The organism is Nocardiopsis gilva YIM 90087, from assembly GCF_002263495.1.
GTDB classification, from domain to species: Bacteria; Actinomycetota; Actinomycetes; order Streptosporangiales; family Streptosporangiaceae; genus Nocardiopsis_C; species Nocardiopsis_C gilva.
This window is the reverse complement of the sequence record NZ_CP022753.1, coordinates 1692433-1714575: the sequence shown is the minus strand read 5'-3', so window position 1 is coordinate 1714575 and position 22143 is coordinate 1692433. Positions and strand designations below refer to the sequence as shown.

Below are 22143 nucleotides of genomic sequence, written 5' to 3'. Positions count from 1 at the left end.
GTTGACGCATGGATGAACGCGCACACAAGACGAATCCGGTCCGGCTCGACGAACTGATCGAGATGATCAAGGGGGTCCGCTCCGACCCGCTGGAACAGCTCTCCGATGCGGTTGTGGCCGCGGATCACCTCGGGGACATCGCCGACCACCTCATCGGGCACTTCGTCGACCAGGCGCGGCGCTCGGGGGCGTCGTGGACGGAGATCGGGCGGAGTATGGGGGTGAGCAAGCAGGCGGCGCAGAAGCGGTTCGTGCCGAAGGAGCCTGTCGGCCCATCGGACCTCAATCCCGAGGAGGGGTTCCGCCGCTTCACTCCGCGCGCCCGGAAGGTCGTCATGGCGTCGCAGAACGAGGCCCAGGCGGCGGGCAACACCGAGATCCAGCCCGAACACCTGGTGTTGGGCCTGCTGACCGAGCCCGAAGGACTGGCGGCGCGGGCGATCACCGAGCAGAACGTGGCATTGGACGCGGTCCGGGAGGCCGCGACCGCTGCGCTGCCTCCGGCGGCCGATGAGGTGCCCGGCCTCGTCCCGTTCGATGCCCAGGCGAAGAAGGCCCTTGAGCTCACCTTCCGCGAGGCGCTGCGCCTGGGGCACAACTACATCGGCACCGAGCACATCCTGCTGGGTCTGCTGGAGGTCGAGGACGGCGCCGGCCTGCTCAGCAGACTCGGCATCGACAAGGCCAAGGCCGAGGAGGCCATCCGGGCGCTGGTGGCCGAAGCGGCAGCAGCCATCGGCGCCGACGCCCCTGCTGGCTCCGCTGAACAGGAGTGACGCTGGGCGACTCCGACGATGAAACAAAGGCGTGCCCGGAGGGGCGGACAGTTCCCTCCGGGCACGTTGTGGCGGCTGCCCTGTCCCCCTCCGGCAGGGCGCGGCCGGGACAGCCGGACGAGGTACGGGTGCACGGCACCCCTGTCCGGCACGGTTTGTATGAGTCGCCTGGCTCACGTGCTCTGCGTCGTGGGTCCGGCGGCGTCGCCCTCGGTGGGCAGCGTTGCGGCAATGCGCGCGCGGGACTCGCGCCGGTTGCCGTTGTCGTGCGACAGGATCTCGGCGCGCACTTCACGCAGCATGGCGATCAGCGCGTTGACGACGGCCATGTCGGAGTTGCCGCCCAGAGTCTGCAGGTAGATGCGGACCTGGGGGCTGAGATGCAGGATCCACTCCCCCGCGTACACACCTTCTTCGAGCTCGATGTCTGTGGGATCGAGCTTTTCCAGCTCGACGAGGCGAACCGTGCTGGTCACCTTCACGTCGGTACTCATTGCCGCGTCCCGTTCAGGGCGGGGGCGGGCGTGCGGGCGTTGGCGAGCGCGGTGTCGAAGACGGTGAGGTCGGCGCACGTGATCACGAGGTCGTGGTGGACACGGTGCCGGGCTTGGAAGGGCTTGTCCTCGCTCTTGTCGTAGGTGATCTCCCAATCGGCTTCATGCCGGAGAGCGACCCGGCAGAAGTCGATGTAGTCAGGCACGCGCGGCCGAGGCGCGTAGGGGCGAGCCCGTGAGACACCGGCCGGGCGTGGGACGCGAACCCGACGGGGCGGAGGTTCGGTTGCTGTTTCCCACGGCAGCGGCGCCGGTGGCATCGGGATCAGCGCGGCCAGTCGGCACTGCTGCCGGGACGGGGCGGCGTGGCGATTCCGCTGAATGTGACGCGAGGGCAGCAAAGCCCCAGCCAGCAGAGTTAACGGGATCAGGGACAGGAAGAGCAGATGCATAGGAACCCCTCCCGTAAGGGGGTCTAGGGCCGGGGCCAGACACCCGGCTGCGGTTAAGGCATACCCGAGTATGGAACGTAGCAGCTACATTTTCAACTGATTGAACGTAATCTGGTAGATGTAGAGGGTGAAATGTCCAATTCTGGGTTGCCCCGATACGATGAGCCAGCTCACGGGGAGGGGGTCGCCATGCCAGACAGCCCGACAATCAAGCGTCGCCAGCTCTCGAACGAGCTGCGTCGGCTTCGGAACACTGCTGGCATGACTGTGGAGCAGGCAGCCGAACGCCTTGAATGGTCACGTGCACGCCTCGGCCACATCGAGACCGGACGCCGCAAGAAGCCGCTGATCACTGACATCAAGGCGCTGCTGGACCTCTACGACGTCACCAACGAACGCGAGCGAGAAGCAATATTCACTCTCACGCGCCAAGCCCGCGAGACCGGCTGGTGGACTCGCTATGACGACGTATTCACAGGGCGCTTCCCAGGCTTCGAAGCCGCTGCCAGCAAGATCGGCACTTACGAGGCCACGCTTATTCCAGGCCTGCTCCAGACCCCGGAATACATCACCGCGATCACCAAAGCCACGCTGATCTACAGCGAGGAAGACATCCAACGCGTCGTCGACGCACGCCTGAAGCGGCAGGAGATCCTCTCCTCGCCCGATCAACCGGAACTGTGGGCGGTCATCGACGAAGCTGCCCTTCTGCGGCTTGGAAGCGGCGACCTCATGGCCAGCCAGGTTCAGCACCTGATCGACGTCGCGGACGACACTTCTAACTCGGTGACGATTCAGGTCCTAGCGATCGACGCCGGTCTTCATGCCGGGGTAGATGGGCCCTTCGTCCTCTTGGACTTCGATGAGGACGCCAGCCCGGTCGTCTACCTAGAGACCAACACAGATGGCATCTACCTGGAAGAGGCGGGCGAGATCGAGCGCTATCGCAAACTCTTTCTGCACATCCAGGTTGCGGCCATGAAACCAGAGCGTTCGCTTGCCTACCTGAAGAACATGCTCGTCAAGAGGAAACGATGAACCCGACAGCTCATCCCGGAGAGCTGGTATTCCAAACATCCAGCTACTCGAAAACTAACAACTGCGTCGAAGTCGCAGACCTCCCTGACGGTGCCGCCGTACGCGACTCCAAGCACCCAGAGAAGGGCCACCTTTCGCTCTCTGGACGCGAGTGGACCGCGCTTGTCAGCGCCGTGAAGGCCAGCAGACTCTGAGTCCACGGATAGCAGGCTTCCGCTGTCGCGGCGGCCTGCTCTCAGCACACCATCCGGGCTGGGCCTCGTCGGCGGCGCCGATGGCGGTGGGGGCTGGGGGCGCCGGTCTCCATCAAGGTCGGGCCGGAAAGGCGGCAGCGAAGGCCGGTGGGGGTCGGGGGCACCGTTCCCCTGACGAGCGGGACGGGGTTGGGCCAACGTCGGGGGCATTCGCCGTCGGAAAGTTCGGGGGCCGTAACGGGGGCGGCACCGACGAGGGGTGGGGGTTGGGCGCCCCTGTCGTCTTCGGGGTGCGGCGGCCGGGCCTGGCGCCGAGTCCGGAAAGCGCTCTCCGCCCCTGCCCTCTGTTGATCTCGGGGATATCGACGGAATTTTGGCGGGAATTCCGTCGATATCCCCGAGATCAACAGAGAGGCGGGTGAGTGCGGTGGTGAAACGCCAGTAGCGGGCGGGCCGGAATCCCGGTGTTCCGCTGGACCTGAGAACACTTCCGCCATACGGGACCCCGGAGCTCCTTCCACCGATGATCATGGCAATTCTTCCGACAAAACGGACATAACCGGGTCACGGGCCATGATCATCGCGAAAACGGATTCCGGACAGCGCCTTACCCGCCTTAGGGCCGCCCGGCCCCCACTCGGACGAGGACCGGCGCCCCCAGCCCCCACCGCCACCGCCACCGGCGCCGCCATCGAGGCCCGGCCCGGGCGGAGTGTGGAGAGCAGGCCGCCACCGTTTCCCCGGCCCCACCCCACCAGGAGCTATAAGGAGACCCCGCCCCAACCCCCACCGTCGGTGCCGCTTTTCCCACTGAACACCGGATCAGCCACACGCCGACAAGGCCGCACAGCAGACCTCCCCAAACGGTCCGTCAGACTCAGTGCCGCCCCTGCCGCGCCTGCAGCCCATGGGCCGCATGCCCGCGCCACATACCTGCCACGCATAGCGGCGCAGCCTCACACCTCGACGGTTCCCCCGCAGCGCCAGTAGTGGGTCGTGTCGCGGTCCAGGAATCCCTCGTCGACGAGGTAGCGGCGCAGCAGGGCGTGGTCGCCATAGAAGGTGCGGAGGACCGCGTTGACCTCTGACTCTGTGTACCGAACGCCGGGTTCGAAGGTGCGGGCGACGTAGTCGAGCAGGACCAGGCGCTTGGAGCGTTGGATCGGCATGGCCAGGATGCGGCCGTCGCGGGTGAAGGCGCGGAAGATCGCGGCCTCTTCCCGGCCGCAGGGGATGGGTGGGTCTGGTGGGGTCGAATGCGCCCCGAGTGCCGGCGCGGACGGGGCCGGTGCGGTGGGCGTGGCTCGTGGAGCCGATGCGGTGGCGAAGGGTGCCGAGGCTGTTGAGGCCATAGATGCCGCAGCGGTCGTCGTGGTCGCCGCTACAACGTTGCGCAGTTCCTCCGTGCGGGCGAACCAGTCGTTTCCATCGCGCCCGACGAGGCCGCCCTGTTCGAGTTCGGTCAGGGCGCGTACCGCGTCCGGTTCCGGGACGCCCGCGTGGTCGGCGATCTCCGTGCTGCCCGTGGCCCCCAGCACCAGGGCGGAGAAGACCCGCAGCCGTTCCGGAGCGCTCAAGAGGCGCACCAGCCGGAGTGGTTCTCCTTCAGACATATCCCCATCGAAGCAGAGCCCGGCCCAAGCGTCACCACTTCGAACGCGGACATCTCCGAGACCGCCCGTTTCACCGGTTGATCAGGAGGAGGCCGTCTCCCGGGTAGTGGCGAGCAGGCTGCGAACCACCAGCTCAACGCGTCGCGCGGCCTGGTCAGGGTCGGTGGGGAGGAGTACGTAGGAGAGCGTGAGTCGCAGCGAGACCTCGACGATGTCGTTGCCCCGGTCGCCGAGCGACGGCCAGCTCTCGGCCATGAACGCTCGCATGCGCTCGCCCAGTGCCACATGCAGCGGTTCCGCGCGCGTCGTGAGAACGGGCAGCAGTTCGTCGTCGCCGGTGATGATCGCGCGCAGCAGCGGGTTTTCCGCCGACGAGACCAGTGTCCAGCGGGTGGCCTCGCCCACCGCCTGTACCGGGTCGCTGCGATGACTGGCGAAAATGGCCATGACACCGTCCAGGAAGCTCTCCGCCTCCCGCACCACGACCGCCTGCAGCAGGCCTTCCTTGCTGCCGAACTCGTTGTACAGCGTCTGCCGCGACACCCCGGCGCGGCTCGCGATGTCGGCCATGCGCAGCCGCCCCCACCGTCCGGCCAGGATCACCGCGTAGGCGGAGTCGAGAAGACGGTCCCGGACACCGACGGATCCGTTCGCGCCATCGGGGGTCGCGTGCTCACGGGCGGAAGTCATGGGGACATCCTCGCACGCGGTCACGCTAACACTCCGGTCACGTGGGGGTGCCGGATCCGCACACCGGCCCCGAACAGGGGTAGCGTTGCTCGATATGGCGTCCTTTGACGATGATCTGCGTCTCGCCCACGTCCTCGCCGACGCGGCCGACGACATTTCCGTGAAGCACTTCCGCGCTCTCGACCTCAAGGTCGACACCAAGCCGGACCTCACTCCGGTGACCGAAGCCGACCGAGCGGTGGAGGAGTCGCTGCGTAATGTGCTCTCCCGTGCTCGACCTCGGGACGCGGTCATCGGAGAGGAGTTCGGCAAGACCGGCAACAGCCACCGCGTCTGGTGTATCGACCCGATCGACGGCACCAAGAACTACGTCCGCGGCGTCCCCGTCTGGGCGACGATGATCGCGCTGCTGGAGGGCGACCGACCGGTGGTCGGCCTGGTCTCCGCTCCGGCGCTGAACCGGCGGTGGTGGGCCTCGAAGGACCACGGCACCTGGATGGGCCGCAGCCTCACCAAGGCGACGCGCTGCCTCGTCTCCCAGGTGTCGGAACTGGAGGACGCCTCGCTGTCGTTCTCCGAGCTTTCGGAGTGGGAGCAGCAGAACCGGCTCGACTCCTTCCTCGGGCTGCAGCGCTCGGTGTGGCGCGCCCGCGCCTACGGCGACTTCTGGTCGCACGTCATGGTCGCCGAGGGTGCGGTGGACATCTCCGCCGAGCCGGAGCTGTCCCTCTGGGACGCCGCCCCGCTCCCGGTGATCCTGGAGGAGGCCGGCGGCCGCGCCACCGACCTGCGCGGGCAGAGCTTCACCGACGGCGGAGCGCTCGTCTGCACCAACGGTGCCCTGCACGACCAGGTACTCACCTGGCTCAACGGCGGCCCGACTCCACTCCGGGCGACCTGATCGGCTGACTCGGTTCCCGGCCCCATCGCGCCCTGTGCCCCGCTGCGGGGCCGACCTGGCGCCGGCTCATCTGAGCGATTTGCACATGATTACTCACTCTGAGTAGTAGATTGTGTGCATGGGGGAGTCACCAGTTCGTCGTGTCCTGCTGTCCCTGTCCACTGTGCTCCTCGGCGCGATCGCCGCCGCAGGCTGTTCGGATGTCTCCCTCCCCCATCCCATCAAGGACTGGGGAGCGGAGTTCGCCGCCAAGGCGACCGATGGGGCCGAGAAGGCCATGCGAAGAGACGAACCCGCCGAGCTGAGCGCCACCACGTTCCAGTTCGAAACCGACGACCTCCGGTTCGACCCGGAGTCGGTCGCCTGCGAACCACGGGCGGTCAGCACCGCCCCCGGGGCCTGGGAGACCTCGGCACCACGCGAACGCCTCTCCCAGGACGACGCCAAACCCCGCCACAGTGCCGAGGTCGGCCTCCGCAACCACCAGGGCAGCACGCGCTTCCCCGTGACCGCGCGCGTCATCGCGCCCGACGACACGGCCTACTCCGTCGAGACGACGCTCACCGGCACCGCCTGGACGCGCCTGTCCTTCCCGGACGACTTCCCCGAGGGGCCGCACCGCCTGCGCAAGGGCGCCTACACCGTCATCTGGTCGGCCTCCGGAGACCAAGCGCTCCTCGCGTGCGACGGATTCCACCGCGCGTAGGCCGACGCGAGGGCCGCCAGCACGACAGGCAGGAGGGAGCGCCAGAGGAGAGGGACGGACCGGGAGGCCTCCCCGACCTCCCCTCAAGCACGTCGGACACATTGCCGGATCCGGCCATTTCCTTCCGCATTCCGCACCGAGGGTGACAAGCGCGACGCGGACCGCTAGGGTTCCCACGCCGGGCGATCGCGGACTCCGAAATACGTCGAATCCCCCGCGGAAACCGCGAACCGAACACACGATCCACTGCGATGACGTTGTCGGTGCGCGTGCGTGAACGCGCGCTACGCCCCCCTCGATTTCCGCGGAAAGGGCCGACGGCTTGCTGCGCTCCCTCATCGCCGGTCTCGTGCTGGCCTTCGCCGGTTCCCGGGCCAATGTGTCCCGGACCATCCTCTCCTGCGCCGGAATCGTCGTCGGCGTGGCTTCCCTCATCACGGTCGTCACCGTCGGAGACTTCGGCGAGCGCTTCGCGCAGTCCTACACGGAATCCAACTTCGGCGTCGCCGATACGTTCCAGGTCGACATCATGGAAGAGCGCGTCACCGACATCGACGCGCTGGAGACCGACCTGAAGCGGGCCGGTGCGACCACGGTGTCGCTGACCTCCCGGCCGGAAGGCGAGCTGCGGATGCGCGCCGGCGGAACCGCGATCCCCGATGTCGACACCTACGTGGTCGACGCCGACCTCGGCGACATCCGACGCATCAACATGGCGGCGGGACGCTGGTTCACCGAGGACGACCAGGCCTCCCTCGCCCCGGTTGTGATCGTCAACCAGAACCTGGCCTCCCAGATCGGTGACACCGCCGATCTGCAGATCGGCACCGATGAGTGGGTGACCGCCCGGGTCGTCGGGGTCGTCGAGGCCACCGCCCTGGACGGCGGCTGGAACACCGCCTACATCCTGCGCTCCCCGGCGAGCGCGCCGGTGGTCTTTCCCAGCGGCGCGCCCGGCAGCGGCGGGGGCGGAGGCGGAGGCGGGTTCGCGTCGCTCAGCTACAGCGTGCGGACGGAGCCGGGGACGGTCAGCGACGAGGAGTTCATGGAGCGGCTGGCCTCGGCCTCCTGGCGATGGGGTGTGAAGAACAAGGGGAGCATCATGGCCTACCGCTCCGACAGCGGCGAGGAAATGGGCCGACTGCTCTCCTACATGTCGCTGGGCCTGTTCGGGATCGCCGCGATCACCCTGGCCACCGGGCTGCTCGGCGTGCTCAACGTCGGACTGGTGACCGTGCGGGAGCGCCGCCGTGAGCTGGCCACCTACCGGGCGCTGGGGGCGAACCGGTTGACGCTGTTCATCACGGTCGTCGCCGAGTCCGTGGTGGTCTCACTCGTCGCGGGCATCATCGCGCTGTCGCTGTGCTACGCGGGCGCCGCCGTGGCCGACGCCCTGGTGGCCGACTATCTACCGTCCGATGTCTCTCTGTACGTGCCCTTCCAGGGCGTCCTGGTGGGCCTGAGCAGCGCCGCGGGTGTGGGCCTACTGGCCGGAATCATCCCCGCCTGGCGGGCGCTGCGGGCGTCCGTGGTGGCCGGGTTGCGGGAATAGGAGCGGATCTCAGGTGAAGAAGAAGCTGATCATCACGGCGGCCGTCCTGGTCGTCGTCATGGGGGTCGCCGGGGGCGGTTACCTGCTGCTCGGCGGGATCGCGGCAGGGGGCAGGGAAGATCCCGCCGCGATGGAGGGAATGGAGGGCGCCGATCTTGACCAGAGCGCGCCGGTCGCGGTCGAACACGGTGAGATCCGCTCCAAGGTCGTGCTGGACGCCACGGTGCGCGCCGACCCGGCGGAGAAGGTCAAGGCCAAGAAGGGCGGAGAGGCCACGCGCGTGTGGGTGTCCGACGACCAGACGGTCGACCGGGGCGCCCCGATCGTGACTCTGGCCGTCCCGAGCGAGGAGGCGGAGCCGCCCGCCGACGACAAGGACGGCAAGGGCGACAAGGCGGCGGAGCCGCCGAAGACGACCGCGGTCACGCTGAGAGCACCGGCCAAGGGCAAGGTGAGCGGGCTGGATGACCTCGAGAACGGCGATCCGGTCGAGGCCGGTTCCGTGGTCGCCGAGATCACCAAGAACTCCTACCGGGCCGTCGCCTCGATCCCGCCCAACGACCTCTACCAGTTCTACGACCGGCCCAAGGAGATCAAGCTCAAGATCGACAAGGGCCCGGCCGCCGAGAAGTGCGAGTTCATCGGGCTGGGCGAGGCCGAGGAGGAGGCGGCGGCGGACGGGCAGGGCACCGGCGACGAAGGCGTCGTGCCCCCCATCGGAGGCGGATCGGGCGGCGGCGGGGAGGCGGGAGCCGAGCTGTCGTGCCGGGTCCCGTCGGACTTCAAGGTCTTCCCCGGTGTGCGGGGCAAGATGTCGGTGATCACCGGCAAGGCGAAGAACGCGCTGATCGTGCCGGTGACCGCGGTGCGGGGCAGCGCGGAGAAGGGCGAGGTCATCGTCGTCGGGTCCGACGGCTCCCAGGAGGTCCGCGAGGTCGAGCTCGGCATATCCGACGGGACCTCCGTCGAGGTGACCAAGGGTCTGACCGTGGACGACCAGGTCCTCGACCCGGTCCCGCTGGACGCGGACTTCGACGTGCCCTCCGAGGCCAAGGACCCCTACGGGGGCGGCGGGCCCGTTGAGGAGGGTTTCTAGATGGCGTTCCGCTCCCCCAGAGCCGCGCGGGTCCGCCCGCACGCGGCGTCTGCCACTCCCACCGAGCCCGACAGTCCCGATCCCACCGACGAGGCGGCTCCTTTCCCCGCACCGGCGCACCTGGGCGGCGAACGGGAACCGCTGCTGCGGATCCGCGGGCTGCGCCGGTCCTTCCAGGTGTCCGGTGAGCCTCTGCACGTGCTCGTGGACTGTTCGATGGATGTCCAGCGCGGTGAGGTGGTGGCGATCGTCGGCGAGTCGGGGTCGGGCAAGTCCACCCTGCTCAACCTGCTGGGCCTGTTGGACACCGCGAACGGCGGCGAGCACATCTTCGACGGCGTCGACGTGACGCGGCTGCGGGAGGGGCAGCGGGCGCGGCTGCGCAACAACGGGATCGGTTTCGTGTTCCAGCAGTTCCACCTGCTGGAGCGGCGCAGCGCGATGGCGAACGTCGCGGTGCCGCTAGTGCTGGGCGGGGTGCCGTTGATCCGCCGACGCGCGATCGCCAAGCAGCTCCTGACGTCGCTAGGGCTGGGGCACCGGCTGCACGCCCAGCCGCACCAGCTGTCCGGCGGTGAGCAGCAGCGTGTGGCGCTGGCGCGGGCGATGTGCCTGAACCCCTCGCTCATCCTCGCCGACGAGCCGACGGGCGCGCTGGACGCGACCACGAGTGAACTGATCATGGACCAGTTGCTGGAGCAGGCGCGGCATCGCGGTGCCGCGGTGATCGTGGTGACGCACGAGCCGAGTGTGGCGTCCCGGGCCGACCGAACGATGAATATCGCCGACGGTCGTATGTACTGATCAGTGCGGCGACAAAAGAAGCGGGCCCGGAACTCGGTTTTCGAGTTCCGGGCCCGCTTTTTGGTAGCGGGGACAGGATTTGAACCTGCGACCTCTGGGTTATGAGCCCAGCGAGCTACCGAACTGCTCCACCCCGCGTCGGTGTTCCTTCACAATAGCGCGCCCACCGCCACAACACCAAATCAAATTCCGCGACCACCCCGGCGGGGACCGAGGGGAGACGACGAGGGGCAGCTCAGAAGACGCAAGGTATGACGGCGGTCTCATAGCGGCGCAGGCCACGACGGGGCGGCTGGCACACCGAGGGCCACACGCCCGCTCTGCCCTACTGCCGGTTTGCGGCGAATCAACGATCAGCAGAGGGAATAATGGGTGCCGCGGAAAAAACAAACGGGACCGGAAATCGAAAATCGATTTCCGGTCCCGTTTCTTGGTAGCGGGGACAGGATTTGAACCTGCGACCTCTGGGTTATGAGCCCAGCGAGCTACCGAACTGCTCCACCCCGCGTCGGTGTTCCTTCACAATAGCGCGCCCACCGCCACAACACCAAATCAAATTCCGCGACCACCCGGAAGCCCACCTGGGACCACCCGATAAGCGGAGGCACGCGAACGGAAGAAGCCCGGTACTCGATGTTGAGCACCGGGCCTCTTCACGTGGTAGCGGGGACAGGATTTGAACCTGCGACCTCTGGGTTATGAGCCCAGCGAGCTACCGAACTGCTCCACCCCGCGTCGGTGTTCCTAAAGATTAGCGCGCCCACCGCCACAACACCAAATCGGCGGGCGGACGGCCGTTGAGCAGAGCGCCGGGGCGGGGTGGCCCCGCCCCGGCGCGCGCCTCAGGATGCCGACGGACGTCGACGCGGCGTCGTCCCTACTCCTTGTTCGCGGCCTTCTCCAGGCGCTCCAGGGCGTCGGCGAGTCGGTCGTTGGCCTCGCCATAGGCGGCGAAGTCGCCTTCCTTCAGCGCCTCCTGGCCGTCCTCGTAGGCCTTCTGCGCGTCTTCCAGGGCCTGGGTGACGTCGCTGTCCGCGGTCCCGGAGTCGCCCGCTCCGCCCTCGGCGTCCTGGCCGCCCTGATCGTCCTTGCCGGCGTCGGCGTCCTTGTCCCCACCGGTCTCCAGGGGCCCCTCGCCCCCTTCGAAGAGGTTGTTCAGCGCGCCCTGGAGGTTGTCGCCGATGGCGACCTTCTCGCCGAAGCCCACCATCACCTTCTGCAGCAGCGGATAGGCGGTCTGACTGCCCTCCGACCGCACGTACAGCGGCTCGACGTAGAGCAGTCCATCGGCGAACGGGAGAGTGAGCAGGTTGCCGTTGATGATCCGCGACTGCTCGCTCTGCTGCAGCGGCAGCAGTTCGTCGCGGATGGCGTCATCGGCACCGAACTGGGCCTGGACCTGCCCCGGACCCATGATCACCGTGTCCTGCGGCAGCCGCAGCATGCGCAGCTTGCCGTAGTTCTCGGACGCCGGGTTGCTGTCCACCGCCAGGAACGCGGCCAGGTTCTCGCGGCCGCGCGGGACGAAGGTCGAGGTGAGCGAGAAGGCCGCCTCATCCTCACCCGGGTACCGCAGGGTCTGCCGGTACGGGGGCTCGGGGTTGTCGCCCTTCTTGGTCGGGTCCTCCGGGACGTTCCAGAAGTCCTGGCCGCCGTAGAACGCGTCGGCGTCGGTGATGTGGTAGCGCTTCAGGATCTCCCGCTGCACCTTGAAGATGTCGTCCGGGTACCGCAGGTGGGCGTTGAGCTCGTCGCTAATGTCCTTCTTGTCGGTGATGATCCCCGGGAACGCCTTGGACCACGTCTTCAGGACGGGGTCGTTCTCGTCCCAGCCGTACAGCTTGACCGAGCCGTCGTAGGCGTCAACGGTGGCCTTGACCGAGTTGCGGATGTAGTTGACCTGGTTGCCGGGCAGCGCGTTGCTGATGCCCTCGCTGAAGGTGTCCTCGGTGGCGTTGGCCAGGTCGATCCGGGTGGAGTACGGGTAGCCGTTGGAGGTCGTGTAGGCGTCCACAACCCACTGGACCCGGCCGTCGACGACCGCCGGGTAGGGCTTGCCGTCGACGGTGAGGAAGGGCGCGACCTTCTCCACACGCGTGGCCGGATCGCGGTCGTACATGATCCGCGACTTGTCGCTGATCGCGCTGTTCAGCAGGATGTCGGGCTCGCTGTACTTCAGCGCGTACAGGATCCGCTCGAAGAAGTTGGACAGCTGCACGCCGCCGCTGCCCTCGTAGCGGTTGGTGGCCTGGCCGGAGCTGTCGCCGCCCTCGCCCTCGTCGGCACCGTTGCCACCGCCGCCCTGGTCGGCCTCGTTCGCCTCGGGGCTCGGGGTGGACTCGGCGCCACCGCCACCGTCGGCCGGGGCCTTGGCGTTGTCGGCCTGCTGGTCCGTCTCCTTCTCGTTGTCGGCGCTGGCGCCGGACTTCTCGTCGGAGCCCTTCGCATCCCCATCAGTGCCCGCGGCTCCCGGGGTGGCCTCGGGAGATTCGGCGTCCTCGGTGGTGGGCACGTCTTCGGGCTCGCCGCCCAGCGGGAAGTCGTACTCCGCCTCGGCGTTGACGATGACGTAGTCGGCGCCCTCCTGGCCGTAGTAGATACGCGGCTCGTAGTCGCCGGTAACCTCCGACAGCTTCCCCTTCGGCGGGATGTTGTACTCGGTGAAGACCGGGCGGCCCTGCTTGTCGATCTTGTTGCCCGCCGCGGCCACGATGCCGAAGCCGTGGGTGTAGACGGTGTGCCGGGTCAGCCAGTTGTCCTGGCCTTCGGGCGGTCCGTCCAGCTCGCGAGCGGCGATGATGGTGTCGACGAGCTGGCCGTCCTCGGTCTTGTACCGGTCGACGTCGAGGACCTCGGGGAACTGGTAGAAGCCCCGGACCTGCTGCATCTGCTGGAAGGTCTGGGAGACGACGGAGGGGTCGACCAGTCGCACGCTCGGGATGGTCGAGGCCTCTTGGGCCAGCTGGCTCGCCGTCAGTTCGGTCTGGGCGTCGTAGGACTCGACCTCGGCGTCGGCGATGCCGTAGGCCTCACGCGTCGCGTTGATGTTGCGCGTGATGTAGGGGCTCTCCAGCCGCTGCTCGTTCGGCTTCACCGTGAACTGCTGGACGATCGCCGGGTAGACACCGCCGACCAGCACCGCCGAGAGCACCAGCAGGCCGAGGCTGACCATCGGCACCATGGCGTTCTTGAAGTAGATGTTCGCGAAGAACAGCACGGCGCAGACGAGCGCGATGAGGGTGAGGATGATCTTGGCGTAGAGGACGGCGTTGACGTCGGTGTAGGAGGCACCGAAGGTGTAGCCGGACTCGGAGAACACCAGCCCGTACTGGTCGAGCCAGTAGGAGGCGGCCTGCAGCAGGACGAAGACGCCGAGCAACACGGAGAGGTGGACGCGGGCGGCCGGAGTGGCCCGCTGCCCCTGGGTCTGCAGGCGGACGCCGCCGTACAGGTAGTGCACGACCACCGCCGCGATGAACGCGAGGACGATGGCGGCGAACAGGTAGCCCAGCACGACCCGCACGAAGGGGTAGATGAACGCGAAGAAGGAGATGTCCATGCCGAACTCGGGGTCCTTGACACCGAACGGCGTGGCGTTCGCGAACTGCAGGTAGATGTTCCAGTCGCTACTGGCCGAGGCGCCCGCGAGCAGGCCGAGGCCGCCGGCGATGCCCCAGAAGAACAGCTTGCGGTGCGGGTCGATCGTCATCCGGTACCGGTCGAGGCCCTGTTGCTCCAGGCTCACCGGCCGGGACAGCGGGCGGGTGCGGTACGCGAAGTACATGCTGGCGCCGACGATGAGCGTCATCACCAGACCGGCGCCGACGAACAGGAGCGCCCGAGTACGCAGCTCGGTCAGGAAGACCGAGGCGAAGCCGACGGAGCTGAACCACTTGTAGTCGGTCAGGAAATTCACGGAGAGCAGCAGACCCGCGATGATGACGACCACGACTGCCGCGACGGGCGCGAGCAGCCTTGATCGGCGTGGCATACGCGCTGTCGGTGCGCCGGGCGATCGGAAGCTCACGCCTCCCCCTCGTTCTGACGGTCGATGTTGGTAGGCCGGGGAACAAATGATCCCCCTGTAGTCGGCAACTTATTGCGTTGCCCGAGGGTTCCCGAATCCACGCGCCGGAGCGATGACAACCTGGCATCGCCCTGGACTCGAAGACGTATCGGCCTTCCGTGACACAGAGCCTACTGCGCTGCCGCTTTTTCGCTCATCCACCGGTTCGGTCTTGTGGATAGGCCACCATGGAGGGGTGTCTTTCAATATTCGCGAAGTCGTGATGGATCTCGAACGCCATGCCTCTGACCAGGGGTGGGACCAACCGGTCCGGGTCTATGCCCTGGTTCCGACGGCCGACCTGCTGGAGCGTGAGCCCGCGCTCGCCGGGATGCTGGGCGTGAGCGCGCCGGTGGACCCGTCGGCGCTGACGCCGATCGAGCAGGAGCCGCTGCCCGAGGAGCTGCCCCTCGAACAGGCCCTGGGCCGGATGGCCTGGCCCGGGGCGGTGGCCGGGTGCGCGCTGGTGATGGAACGGCTGGTGGTGAAGGGGTCCGACGAGACGCTGGCGCCGCCGAAGGACGGCGACGCCGGCCAGTGGGCCGAGTCCCAGGACGGGGCCGAGGAGATCCGGATGGTCGCCGGGGTGCTCCGGGACGGCGGCCGGCACTCGGCGCTGCGCATGCGCAGCCACGACAGTGAGGATCAGGTGCTCAACGGGGAGGATCTGGTGCCCGCGCTCACCTCGGCGCTCGCGCTGACGCTGGAGGAGGACGGCGAGGAGTAGCCGGGAAACGGGCAGCGTGTGGCGGAGGGAAGGGTGAGCGGCGGCGATGGTGAAGGATCCGGACGTCCGCCGCGCGGCCGGGATCACCGGGCCGGCGGCCGCGCCCCCGGCCTGCCACGTCGGGTCGTCGCCATCCCGTCACCGCGTTACTGGGGCGTGGCGCACAGCCCGATCCCGGCGTCGATGAGTTCGCCGAGGTTGACCTTGAGGTCGTAGGGGGATCCCTGGGCATCGGCCCAGATCGGTTCGATGCTGGGGAACCCCTCGCGCTGTGCCTGGCTGTTGAGCTGGTACTCCGTGCCGTCGACGGTCGCGGTGACGACCTCGCCGTCGTAGCAGCGGAGTTCGGCGCTGTCGGTTTTGAGCGGCCAGGTCTTGCCGTCGCGTTCGAAGGCGGCGCGCGTGACCGCCTCTTCGCCGTCGGGCGTCTCGTCCGTGGCGACAGCGCACGCGCTCAGCAGACCGATGCCGCCCAATAAGGACAGGACGGCAAACGTTCGACGCACGCGGAAACCTCCGGAAGGTCGAGAGGGAGAGGGAGACCGGAACGGGACGACTCTACGGGAGGGGTGCGCCGCCCTCCCGCCGTATTGGAGCTACCTTGACTGTGTTTTTGCCGCCCCTGTCCTCCCGCACGGCCCTCGGGGGCGGCGGTGCGGCACAGTAGCGCCGCGGCGCTACTGCTTCGGCTCGCAGCGGGGCAGGTCGTCCGCCCCGTCACCGGTGCGGATGGCCTTGAGGGCGTCCACCGCATCGCCGAGCTTGTCGATCTTGACCACCTCGATATCGCCGGTGGCCGCCGAGTCGAAGGTCTGCGAGCATGCGCCCTCGGCGACGAAGAAGTACTCGGCGCCCTCGCGCTGGGCGCTGACCATCTTCTGCTCCACGCCGCTGACAGCGCCAACGCTGCCGTCCGGGCTGATGGTGCCGGTCCCGGCGATCTTGTGCCCGCCGGTGAGGCTCTCCTCGCTGAGCCGGTCCATGATGCCCAGGGAGAACATCATCCCCGCGCTCGGACCGCCGATGTCGCCCACGCTGATGTCGACATCCACGGGGAAGTCCATGTCGTTGCGGACCAGGACACCGATGATGGGGGTCCCGTCGTCGCCCTTGGCCGTGGTCAGCGTGAACTCCTCGGCCTTGCCGTCGCGGTCGACGGTGATGTCGACGTCGTCGCCGGGCTTGCGGTCGCCGACCTCCTCGACGACCTCCTCCTTGCCGTCGACCGGCTCGCCGTCGACGGCGGTGATGATGTCGCCCTTGGCGATCTCGCCCTCGGCCGGCATGTCCTCGCCGACCCCGGCGACGAGGGCGTGCGTGTCGTAGTCGACGCCCAGTTCGGTGAGGGCGGCGGCGGTGGCGTTCGTCTGCGAGTCGTTCATCTGCACGGACTGCGCCTTGGAGATCTCCTCGACCGTCCGGTCCGGCGGGAAGAGCGCCTCCTCGGGAAGGACCGCCTGGCTCGGCGACAGCCACGCGCTGAGCACGGTGAACAGGTCCATACGCGAGCTGGGGCCGCCGGAGTACTGCACGGTGACCATCGACAGCCCGCCGTCGTGCTCGTAGCTGTCCTCCCCGTCGATGCGGATGACCGGGCCGCCCTCTTGGTCCTCGCCGATGGTGTTCAGCGTGATACCGGGCGAGGCCACGAGATACGGGACCGGGAGGTACATCCCCGCGACGCCGAAGCCCACCAGCAGGACAAAGGCGACGAACAGGGTGATGACACGACGCAACATGCTGCACAGCCTAAACGGACCACCGGGGATCGGGGCGCATCCTGGGCGCAGAGCCCTCGAATCGTGTCATGCCGCCCGGTCACGCCACGCGAGAACCGCGTGGGACCGGGCGCCTGTCGCGCACGGTGCTCAGCAGGCCCCGACCCACTCGGCGTCACCCTCGTTGAACACCTGGTGCTTCCAAATGGGCACCTCGGCCTTGATGTCGTCGATGAGCCGACGGCAGGCGGCGAACGCCTCCTCCCGGTGCTCGGCGGCGGCCGCCACGACCACCGCGATGTCACCGATGCGCAGCTCGCCGACGCGGTGCAGCGCGGCGACCTTCCACACCGGCCGACCGTCCTCGGACGTGTCGGCCACGACCTTCTCCATGACGCGCCGCATCTCCGCCTCGGCGCTGGGATGCGCCGAATACGTCAGCGCCGACACGTCGCGCCCGTGGTCGTGGTCGCGAACCGTGCCGATGAAGAACGCGGTCCCCCCGACGCGAGGCTCGCCCACGGCGTCGATGACCTCGTCAACGGACAGGGGCGTCTCACGGATTCCTGCCAGAGTGATGTGATCCACAGAGTCGACGTTATCAACGCGTTCGCCCGGTCGGGCGAACGTCCAAAACCCCGATGACCTCGGACACCGCCGCTTGGAGCGCCCCACAACCGCGGTGCGCTCCGCGACGTCCGACGGGCGCCGCCGTTCCGGGCCCGCCTCAGCCCTTGCGGCGCTTGCGCAGGTGCCGCACGGCCGCCGCCGTACCGATGGCGGCCACGGCGGCGCCCGCCGCACCCGCCGCGGTGATGGTGGCCTCCTTGCGGCCGACCTTCCGCCCGACCAGGGCATGCTCACCGGCCCGGGCCTCCAGCAGCACCCGCAGCGCCTCGGTGTTGTCGTAGGTCGGCCGCCACCCGGCCTCACGCAGGGTCACGCAGTCGACCACGCACGGGTAGACGAGGAACTTGATCTCGCTCGCCGACGCCGGGGTGACCCCGACCCGGTGCAGCCGCTGCGTGGTGCCGAACGCGAAGTTCGCGGGCAGCTCGAGGCGGCGCAGCTCGGCGATCTCCTGGGCCTCGGCCTGTGCGAGTGATCCCTCGCAGCCGACCGCGAGCGCGCCGTCCTTGCCGTCCAGGCCCTGCACCACGATGAACTCGAGCGCGTCGGCCAGGTCGTCGACGTGGCAGAACTGCCACTGCTGCTCGCACCCCTTGACCGAGAGCAGCCGGGGCGCTGCGAAGTGCCGCGTGACCAGGGTGTCGAGCTCGGGACCGACGAGGGGGGCCGGGCGCACCACGCTGACCGACAGCCCGGGGTGAGCGCGGCGGGCGCGGCGCGCGAGGTCCTCGATCTCGGCGAACTCGCCGATGAGGCCGCCGCCCAGCTCCGCGACGAGCGGCGCGTCCTCAGGGATCGGGACGGGGTTGTCCGGCGCGGCGCCGTAGACCATCGTGCTGGTGAGGAGGATGACGCGGGGCACACGCTCGGCGGCGGCCGACGTGAGGACGGTCTGCGCGCCGCGGATGTTGCTCGCTCGGCGCTCGGCGGCGGGTGTGTCCAGGGAGCGGTCATCGTCCGCGTGCACGACGACATCGACTCCGGTCAGCCGACTCGCCAGGCTCGGGGTGCGCACGTCGGCGATACGCCAGGTGACGCCTTCGGCGTCGCCCCGGTGTGCGTCGATCGCGACGACTCGTCCGATGTTTCCGGAATCCTGGGCCTGCGCCAGTCGTTCAACGAGCAGGCGTCCAACGCCGGACGCGGCCCCAGTGACCGCGACGACGGGCCCCCCGGCGCCGGGAGTGTGCTGTGGGCGAACCTGACTGTTTCGGGTACTCACTCCAGGCGGCTCCCAGCTAACGTGACAGTGGAGACATTCCTATCCTGCCTGAGGTCTAATCGTGAGCGACCTACCTTTTGGATTCAGCATGCCGAACGACCCGGATGACGAGTCGGGTCGGCGATCGGGTAACTCCGGTTCCGGGGCCGGAGACAACGGCCCAGGCGGGGTTCCGAACATGCCTGGGGGATTCCCGTTCGGTGATCCCCAGCAGATGGCCCAGATGCTACGCCAGTTCGCCGACATGATGGCGGCCCAGCCGTCGCCCGGTTCGCCCACTGGTGAGGGCGGCGTGAGCTGGGACATCGCCAAGAACATCGCCCGGCACACGGTGTCCGCCAAGGGCGACGCCAGCACCGGGCCGATCGACAACGCCCACGTACAGGAGGCCCTGCAACTGGCCGACCTGTGGCTCAACGAGGCCACCACGCTGCCCTCGGGTGTGCAGACGATGGAGGCGTGGAGCCGGTCGGAGTGGATCGAGCGGACCATGGACACCTGGGCGCGCCTGTGCGACCCGCTCACCTCCCGCATCGTCGAGTCCATGGGGCAGAACCTGCCGGAGGAGATGCAGTCTGTGGCCGGTCCCTTCATGGGCATGGTGCGGCAGATGGGCGGCATGCTCGTCGGCCAGCAGGCCGGGCAGGCCATCGGCGAGCTGGCGAGCGAGGTCGTCGGTTCCACCGACGTCGGCGTACCGCTGGCGGGTGAGGGCCACGCCGCGCTGCTGCCGTCGGGCGTGACCGCGTTCGGCGAGGGGCTGGGGATCCCGCAGGACGAGGTGCGGCTGTACCTCGCCGCCCGCGAGGCCGCGCACCACCGCCTGTTCAGCCATGTGCCGTGGCTGCGCTCGCACGTGTTCAGCCTGGTCGAGGAGTATGCGCGCGGCATATCCTTCGACATGAGCGGGCTGGAGGAGAAGCTCGGCCACATCGACATCTCCAACCCCGAGGCACTGCAGGAGGTGCTGTCCGGGGCGGAGGGCGGCGGGCTGTTCCAGCCCGAGGACACTCCGCGGCAGAAGGCGTCCCTCGCGCGGCTGGAGACGGCCCTCGCTCTGATCGAGGGATGGGTCTCGGTCGTGGTCGAGGCCGCGGTGACCGAACGGCTGCCGCAGTCGGCGTCCCTGGGCGAGGCCACCCGCCGTCGGCGTGCCTCCGGCGGACCGGCCGAGCACACCTTCGCCGCGCTTGTCGGCCTGGAGATGCGCCCGCGCCGGGTGCGCGAGGCCGCCGCGCTGTGGAGAGCCCTGGGCGAGGCCCGCGGGACCGAAGGGCGCGACGCCGTCTGGGCGCACCCCGACCTCATGCCCTCCAGCTCCGACTTGGACGACCCGGACGCCTTCGTGCGCGGCGAGTCCGACATCGACGTTCCGGACATCGACATCAGCCAGTTCACCGAGGCGCAGTCGGCGGAGGGCGAGGCCTCCGACAGCGAGGCCAAGGACGACAAGGACACGGACGGCGAGGCCGACACTGACCACGGGGACAGCAAGGGGGACGACGGTCGGTGAGCGTTGACGCCGATACCCGCGACCTGCACACCGATGCCCGCGCGGTCCTGACGTCCTGGACCGCACCCGACGCCGCCCAGGAGGAGCTGCGCCGCACCTACCTCGACCACCTGGACCGTCATCCCGACGGGGTGTGGCGCTCCTGCCAGCCTGGCCACGTGACGGCGAGCGCCGCGATCGTCGATCCGGACGGCAGCCGTACCGTGCTCACCCTGCACCGCAAGATCCGGCTCTGGCTGCAGACCGGCGGCCACTGCGAACCCGCCGACACCGCATTGGCGGCAGTGGCCCTGCGTGAGGCCACCGAGGAGTCGGGCATCGCGGACCTGCGGCTGCTTCCGGACCCCGTGCGCCTCGACCGCCACTGGGTGGGCTGCGGCGGCGGCACCTGGCACCTGGACGTGCAGTACGCCGCCATCGCCCCACCCGGTTCCGAGCCGGTCCGCGACCCGGAGGAATCCGACGGCCTCGCCTGGTTCCCGGTCGACGCCATCCCGGAGCCCACCGACACAGCCGTTCGCGCCCTGGTCACCGCCGCAGCAGCGGCGGCCCGGCGGGCCGCCTGACGTCGGTCGCCTGGTTCGGACTGCTCCCGCCGCGTCTCCAGGGTGGTGGAGCCTGGGCCGACGTCGGGGCATGCACCGCTGGAAAGCTTCCCCGTGGAGCGGAGAGGGCGGCACCGACAGGTCGGGAGGCGGGGGCGGAGGCCTGCTGGGCGGCCTTGTCGGCGTTAGCCTGACCGGTGTTCTTGGGTGAAAAGCGGCAGCGACGGCGGTGGGGCCTGGGGGCGCCGGTCGTCCGGCGGGTGGGCGCACGGTGCCCCGGGGCGGGGAAAGCGCTCTCTGCGCCGTGGAGGCGTGGGAGCGCGGATCCGGCCGAGCCGGTTGCCGCCCCCAGGACCAGCCGGAATACCACTGCTCCGCTTCACGTGAGGGCACTTCCGCTATGCGGGAGCAGAGGCGCCCTCTCACCGATGATCATGGGAATTCTTCCGATTTCCGGCCGGAAATCGGAAGAATTCCCATGATCATCGCGGGAAACGTGGGGCAAACCGGGCATACCCGACGCCCGGCAGCCCGCAATCCGCATTCCGGTCTGCGCGCCCCACCCGGGAGCCGACCGGGGCACCCCCACCGCCCACCCGCCGTCGCTGCCGCCCCGCCGCTCCACCGGGAAGGCGCCCGGCCGTGCGGGCCGCTGCCGCTGGCCCGGCCCGCCGCACCCGCCAGGGGACCGGCGCCCCAGGCCCCACCGCCGTCGCTGCCGCTTTTCACCCAAGAACACCGGTCAGGCTAACGCCGACAAGGCCGCCCAGCCGACCCCTTACCGCCGCCCAGTGCTCAGCAGGGAGCGGGTGACTTCCCATCCCTCCAGGCCGGGGTCGAGGCGGGAGATGTCGGCCGGGGTGCGGATGCGGTGCCAGCCGGGGACCATGGACAGGGCGCGGCGTTCCGGGCGGGCAGCGTTCAGGCGGGCGAGAGCATCACGGGTATCGAGGTCGACGCCGTCGGCCCAGGCCGGGGCGGGGATGCGGGTGGCGAGGGCGACCAGGCCGCCGCCATCGGCGGGGCAGACGGCGACATCGGCGCTGCCGAGGGCGCGGAAGAGTTTGCCGATCAGCAGCCTCGGTAGGTCCGGGGCGTCGGCCGCGATCACGGCAGCCTGGTCGGCGCCGTAATCATGCAGGGCGGCCAGGGTGCGTGACAGTGGGGCGCCGCCGGTGAGGCGCAGGACGGGGGTGCCGGGCCAGGTGAGGTCGGTGGCCGCGGTGGCGAGGCGGTCGGCTTCGTCGTGGCGCTCGGCCCACGCCGCGACGGCGGGTGCGCACTGTTCGAGGTCCGCGACGACGTCATAGGTGTCTTCGGAGAGGACGGACTGGAACGCCCCAGGGTCGATTCCAGGCGGTGGTGCGGTTCCTGTGCCGGGCGTGATGAGTACGGCCGCCATGCGC

The 22143-nt window shown here is 69.0% G+C and carries 21 protein-coding genes and 3 tRNA genes; 11 read left to right on the top strand and 13 right to left on the bottom strand.

What is annotated here, in order from left to right; all coding sequences use genetic code 11:
* The first annotated feature begins 8 nt into the window (after positions 1-8).
* Entirely contained in the window at positions 9-776 is a 768-nt protein-coding gene (locus tag CDO52_RS08045) for a Clp protease N-terminal domain-containing protein (protein WP_017617282.1), read from the top strand.
* Between the two features lie 173 nt (positions 777-949).
* On the opposite strand, the gene CDO52_RS08040 is transcribed toward CDO52_RS08045, so the two are convergent.
* Both CDO52_RS08040 and CDO52_RS08035 read right to left on the bottom strand, forming a co-directional pair.
* Positions 950-1270, bottom strand: coding sequence for a hypothetical protein (locus tag CDO52_RS08040; RefSeq protein ID WP_152471505.1), 321 nt, complete (start codon positions 1268-1270; stop codon positions 950-952).
* Positions 1267-1476 (bottom strand): hypothetical protein, encoded by a 210-nt coding sequence (locus CDO52_RS08035; protein WP_017617280.1) that lies wholly within the window; start codon positions 1474-1476, stop codon positions 1267-1269. The genes CDO52_RS08040 and CDO52_RS08035 overlap by 4 nt, the downstream gene beginning before the upstream one ends.
* Before the next feature lie 435 nt (positions 1477-1911).
* On the opposite strand from CDO52_RS08035, the gene CDO52_RS08030 reads away from it, so the two are divergent.
* Both CDO52_RS08030 and CDO52_RS08025 read left to right on the top strand, forming a co-directional pair.
* Complete coding sequence (locus tag CDO52_RS08030; RefSeq protein ID WP_026125513.1) at positions 1912-2760, top strand: helix-turn-helix domain-containing protein; 849 nt, start codon at positions 1912-1914, stop codon at positions 2758-2760.
* A complete protein-coding gene (locus tag CDO52_RS08025; protein WP_083919721.1) occupies positions 2757-2954 on the top strand; it encodes a DUF397 domain-containing protein in 198 nt (65 codons plus the stop codon). Before CDO52_RS08030 ends, CDO52_RS08025 begins: the two co-directional genes overlap by 4 nt.
* Before the next feature lie 956 nt (positions 2955-3910).
* On the opposite strand, the gene CDO52_RS08020 is transcribed toward CDO52_RS08025, so the two are convergent.
* A complete protein-coding gene (locus CDO52_RS08020) occupies positions 3911-4540 on the bottom strand; it encodes a DUF2087 domain-containing protein (protein ID WP_017617278.1) in 630 nt (209 codons plus the stop codon).
* A 108-nt stretch (positions 4541-4648) separates the two neighbouring features.
* A complete protein-coding gene (locus CDO52_RS08015; protein WP_017617277.1) occupies positions 4649-5257 on the bottom strand; it encodes a TetR family transcriptional regulator in 609 nt (202 codons plus the stop codon).
* Positions 5258-5351: 94 nt separating this feature from the next.
* Here CDO52_RS08015 and hisN point away from each other — a divergent pair, with 94 nt between their 5' ends.
* From hisN to CDO52_RS07990, 5 genes are all read left to right on the top strand, one after another.
* Positions 5352-6158: a histidinol-phosphatase gene (hisN, locus tag CDO52_RS08010; protein WP_017617276.1), complete on the top strand. Its 807-nt coding sequence runs from the start codon at positions 5352-5354 to the stop codon at positions 6156-6158.
* A gap of 118 nt (positions 6159-6276) precedes the next feature.
* Positions 6277-6864: a hypothetical protein gene (locus CDO52_RS08005; protein WP_017617275.1), complete on the top strand. Its 588-nt coding sequence runs from the start codon at positions 6277-6279 to the stop codon at positions 6862-6864.
* Positions 6865-7186: 322 nt separating this feature from the next.
* Positions 7187-8416 (top strand): ABC transporter permease, encoded by a 1230-nt coding sequence (locus tag CDO52_RS08000; RefSeq protein ID WP_017617274.1) that lies wholly within the window; start codon positions 7187-7189, stop codon positions 8414-8416.
* Positions 8417-8429: 13 nt separating this feature from the next.
* Complete coding sequence (locus CDO52_RS07995; RefSeq protein WP_017617273.1) at positions 8430-9512, top strand: HlyD family efflux transporter periplasmic adaptor subunit; 1083 nt, start codon at positions 8430-8432, stop codon at positions 9510-9512.
* A complete protein-coding gene (locus tag CDO52_RS07990; protein ID WP_017617272.1) occupies positions 9513-10316 on the top strand; it encodes an ABC transporter ATP-binding protein in 804 nt (267 codons plus the stop codon). It abuts the gene before it with no gap.
* Between the two features lie 61 nt (positions 10317-10377).
* Here CDO52_RS07990 and CDO52_RS07985 read toward each other — a convergent pair.
* The 4 genes from CDO52_RS07985 to CDO52_RS07970 all read right to left on the bottom strand — a co-directional run bounded on the left by CDO52_RS07985 (position 10378) and on the right by CDO52_RS07970 (position 14307).
* Positions 10378-10454, bottom strand: a tRNA-Met gene (locus CDO52_RS07985).
* Between the two features lie 293 nt (positions 10455-10747).
* Positions 10748-10824: transfer RNA gene (locus CDO52_RS07980), tRNA-Met, on the bottom strand.
* Positions 10825-10974: 150 nt separating this feature from the next.
* A tRNA-Met gene (locus tag CDO52_RS07975) sits at positions 10975-11051 on the bottom strand.
* A 142-nt stretch (positions 11052-11193) separates the two neighbouring features.
* Complete coding sequence (locus tag CDO52_RS07970; protein WP_083919990.1) at positions 11194-14307, bottom strand: UPF0182 family membrane protein; 3114 nt, start codon at positions 14305-14307, stop codon at positions 11194-11196.
* 298 nt (positions 14308-14605) lie between these two features.
* Here CDO52_RS07970 and CDO52_RS07965 point away from each other — a divergent pair, with 298 nt between their 5' ends.
* Positions 14606-15109, top strand: coding sequence for a PPA1309 family protein (locus CDO52_RS07965; protein WP_017620173.1), 504 nt, complete (start codon positions 14606-14608; stop codon positions 15107-15109).
* A 146-nt stretch (positions 15110-15255) separates the two neighbouring features.
* On the opposite strand, the gene CDO52_RS07960 is transcribed toward CDO52_RS07965, so the two are convergent.
* From CDO52_RS07960 to CDO52_RS07945, 4 genes are all read right to left on the bottom strand, one after another.
* Positions 15256-15615: a hypothetical protein gene (locus CDO52_RS07960; protein WP_152471761.1), complete on the bottom strand. Its 360-nt coding sequence runs from the start codon at positions 15613-15615 to the stop codon at positions 15256-15258.
* A gap of 171 nt (positions 15616-15786) precedes the next feature.
* A complete protein-coding gene (locus CDO52_RS07955) occupies positions 15787-16848 on the bottom strand; it encodes a YlbL family protein (protein ID WP_017620171.1) in 1062 nt (353 codons plus the stop codon).
* A 129-nt stretch (positions 16849-16977) separates the two neighbouring features.
* Positions 16978-17415: a molybdenum cofactor biosynthesis protein MoaE gene (locus CDO52_RS07950; RefSeq protein WP_017620170.1), complete on the bottom strand. Its 438-nt coding sequence runs from the start codon at positions 17413-17415 to the stop codon at positions 16978-16980.
* A gap of 139 nt (positions 17416-17554) precedes the next feature.
* Positions 17555-18679: an NAD-dependent epimerase/dehydratase family protein gene (locus tag CDO52_RS07945; RefSeq protein WP_017620169.1), complete on the bottom strand. Its 1125-nt coding sequence runs from the start codon at positions 18677-18679 to the stop codon at positions 17555-17557.
* A gap of 88 nt (positions 18680-18767) precedes the next feature.
* Here CDO52_RS07945 and CDO52_RS07940 point away from each other — a divergent pair, with 88 nt between their 5' ends.
* Together CDO52_RS07940 and CDO52_RS07935 are read left to right on the top strand one after the other, a co-directional pair.
* Positions 18768-20192, top strand: coding sequence for a zinc-dependent metalloprotease (locus CDO52_RS07940; protein ID WP_026126077.1), 1425 nt, complete (start codon positions 18768-18770; stop codon positions 20190-20192).
* Positions 20189-20758, top strand: a complete 570-nt coding sequence (locus CDO52_RS07935) for an NUDIX hydrolase (protein ID WP_232524412.1) — start codon at positions 20189-20191, stop codon at positions 20756-20758. The genes CDO52_RS07940 and CDO52_RS07935 overlap by 4 nt, the downstream gene beginning before the upstream one ends.
* Before the next feature lie 757 nt (positions 20759-21515).
* On the opposite strand, the gene CDO52_RS07930 is transcribed toward CDO52_RS07935, so the two are convergent.
* Positions 21516-22139 (bottom strand): DUF2064 domain-containing protein, encoded by a 624-nt coding sequence (locus CDO52_RS07930; protein WP_232524484.1) that lies wholly within the window; start codon positions 22137-22139, stop codon positions 21516-21518.
* Between the last annotated feature and the right edge of the window lie 4 nt (positions 22140-22143).

Bases quoted from the DNA above. Each gene is read 5' to 3' on its own strand.
- CDO52_RS08025 (WP_083919721.1), top strand. From the start codon at position 2,757: ATGAACCCGACAGCTCATCCCGGAGAGCTGGTATTCCAAACATCCAGC.
- CDO52_RS07965 (WP_017620173.1), top strand. From the start codon at position 14,606: ATGGATCTCGAACGCCATGCCTCTGACCAGGGGTGGGACCAACCGGTC.
- CDO52_RS08045 (WP_017617282.1), top strand. From the start codon at position 9: ATGGATGAACGCGCACACAAGACGAATCCGGTCCGGCTCGACGAACTG.
- CDO52_RS08005 (WP_017617275.1), top strand. From the start codon at position 6,277: ATGGGGGAGTCACCAGTTCGTCGTGTCCTGCTGTCCCTGTCCACTGTG.
- CDO52_RS07970 (WP_083919990.1), bottom strand. From the start codon at position 14,307: ATGCCACGCCGATCAAGGCTGCTCGCGCCCGTCGCGGCAGTCGTGGTC.
- hisN (WP_017617276.1), top strand. From the start codon at position 5,352: ATGGCGTCCTTTGACGATGATCTGCGTCTCGCCCACGTCCTCGCCGAC.
- CDO52_RS07930 (WP_232524484.1), bottom strand. From the start codon at position 22,139: ATGGCGGCCGTACTCATCACGCCCGGCACAGGAACCGCACCACCGCCT.
- CDO52_RS07955 (WP_017620171.1), bottom strand. From the start codon at position 16,848: ATGTTGCGTCGTGTCATCACCCTGTTCGTCGCCTTTGTCCTGCTGGTG.
- CDO52_RS08040 (WP_152471505.1), bottom strand. From the start codon at position 1,270: ATGAGTACCGACGTGAAGGTGACCAGCACGGTTCGCCTCGTCGAGCTG.
- CDO52_RS07940 (WP_026126077.1), top strand. From the start codon at position 18,768: ATGCCGAACGACCCGGATGACGAGTCGGGTCGGCGATCGGGTAACTCC.
- CDO52_RS08030 (WP_026125513.1), top strand. From the start codon at position 1,912: ATGCCAGACAGCCCGACAATCAAGCGTCGCCAGCTCTCGAACGAGCTG.
- CDO52_RS07990 (WP_017617272.1), top strand. From the start codon at position 9,513: ATGGCGTTCCGCTCCCCCAGAGCCGCGCGGGTCCGCCCGCACGCGGCG.
- CDO52_RS08015 (WP_017617277.1), bottom strand. From the start codon at position 5,257: ATGACTTCCGCCCGTGAGCACGCGACCCCCGATGGCGCGAACGGATCC.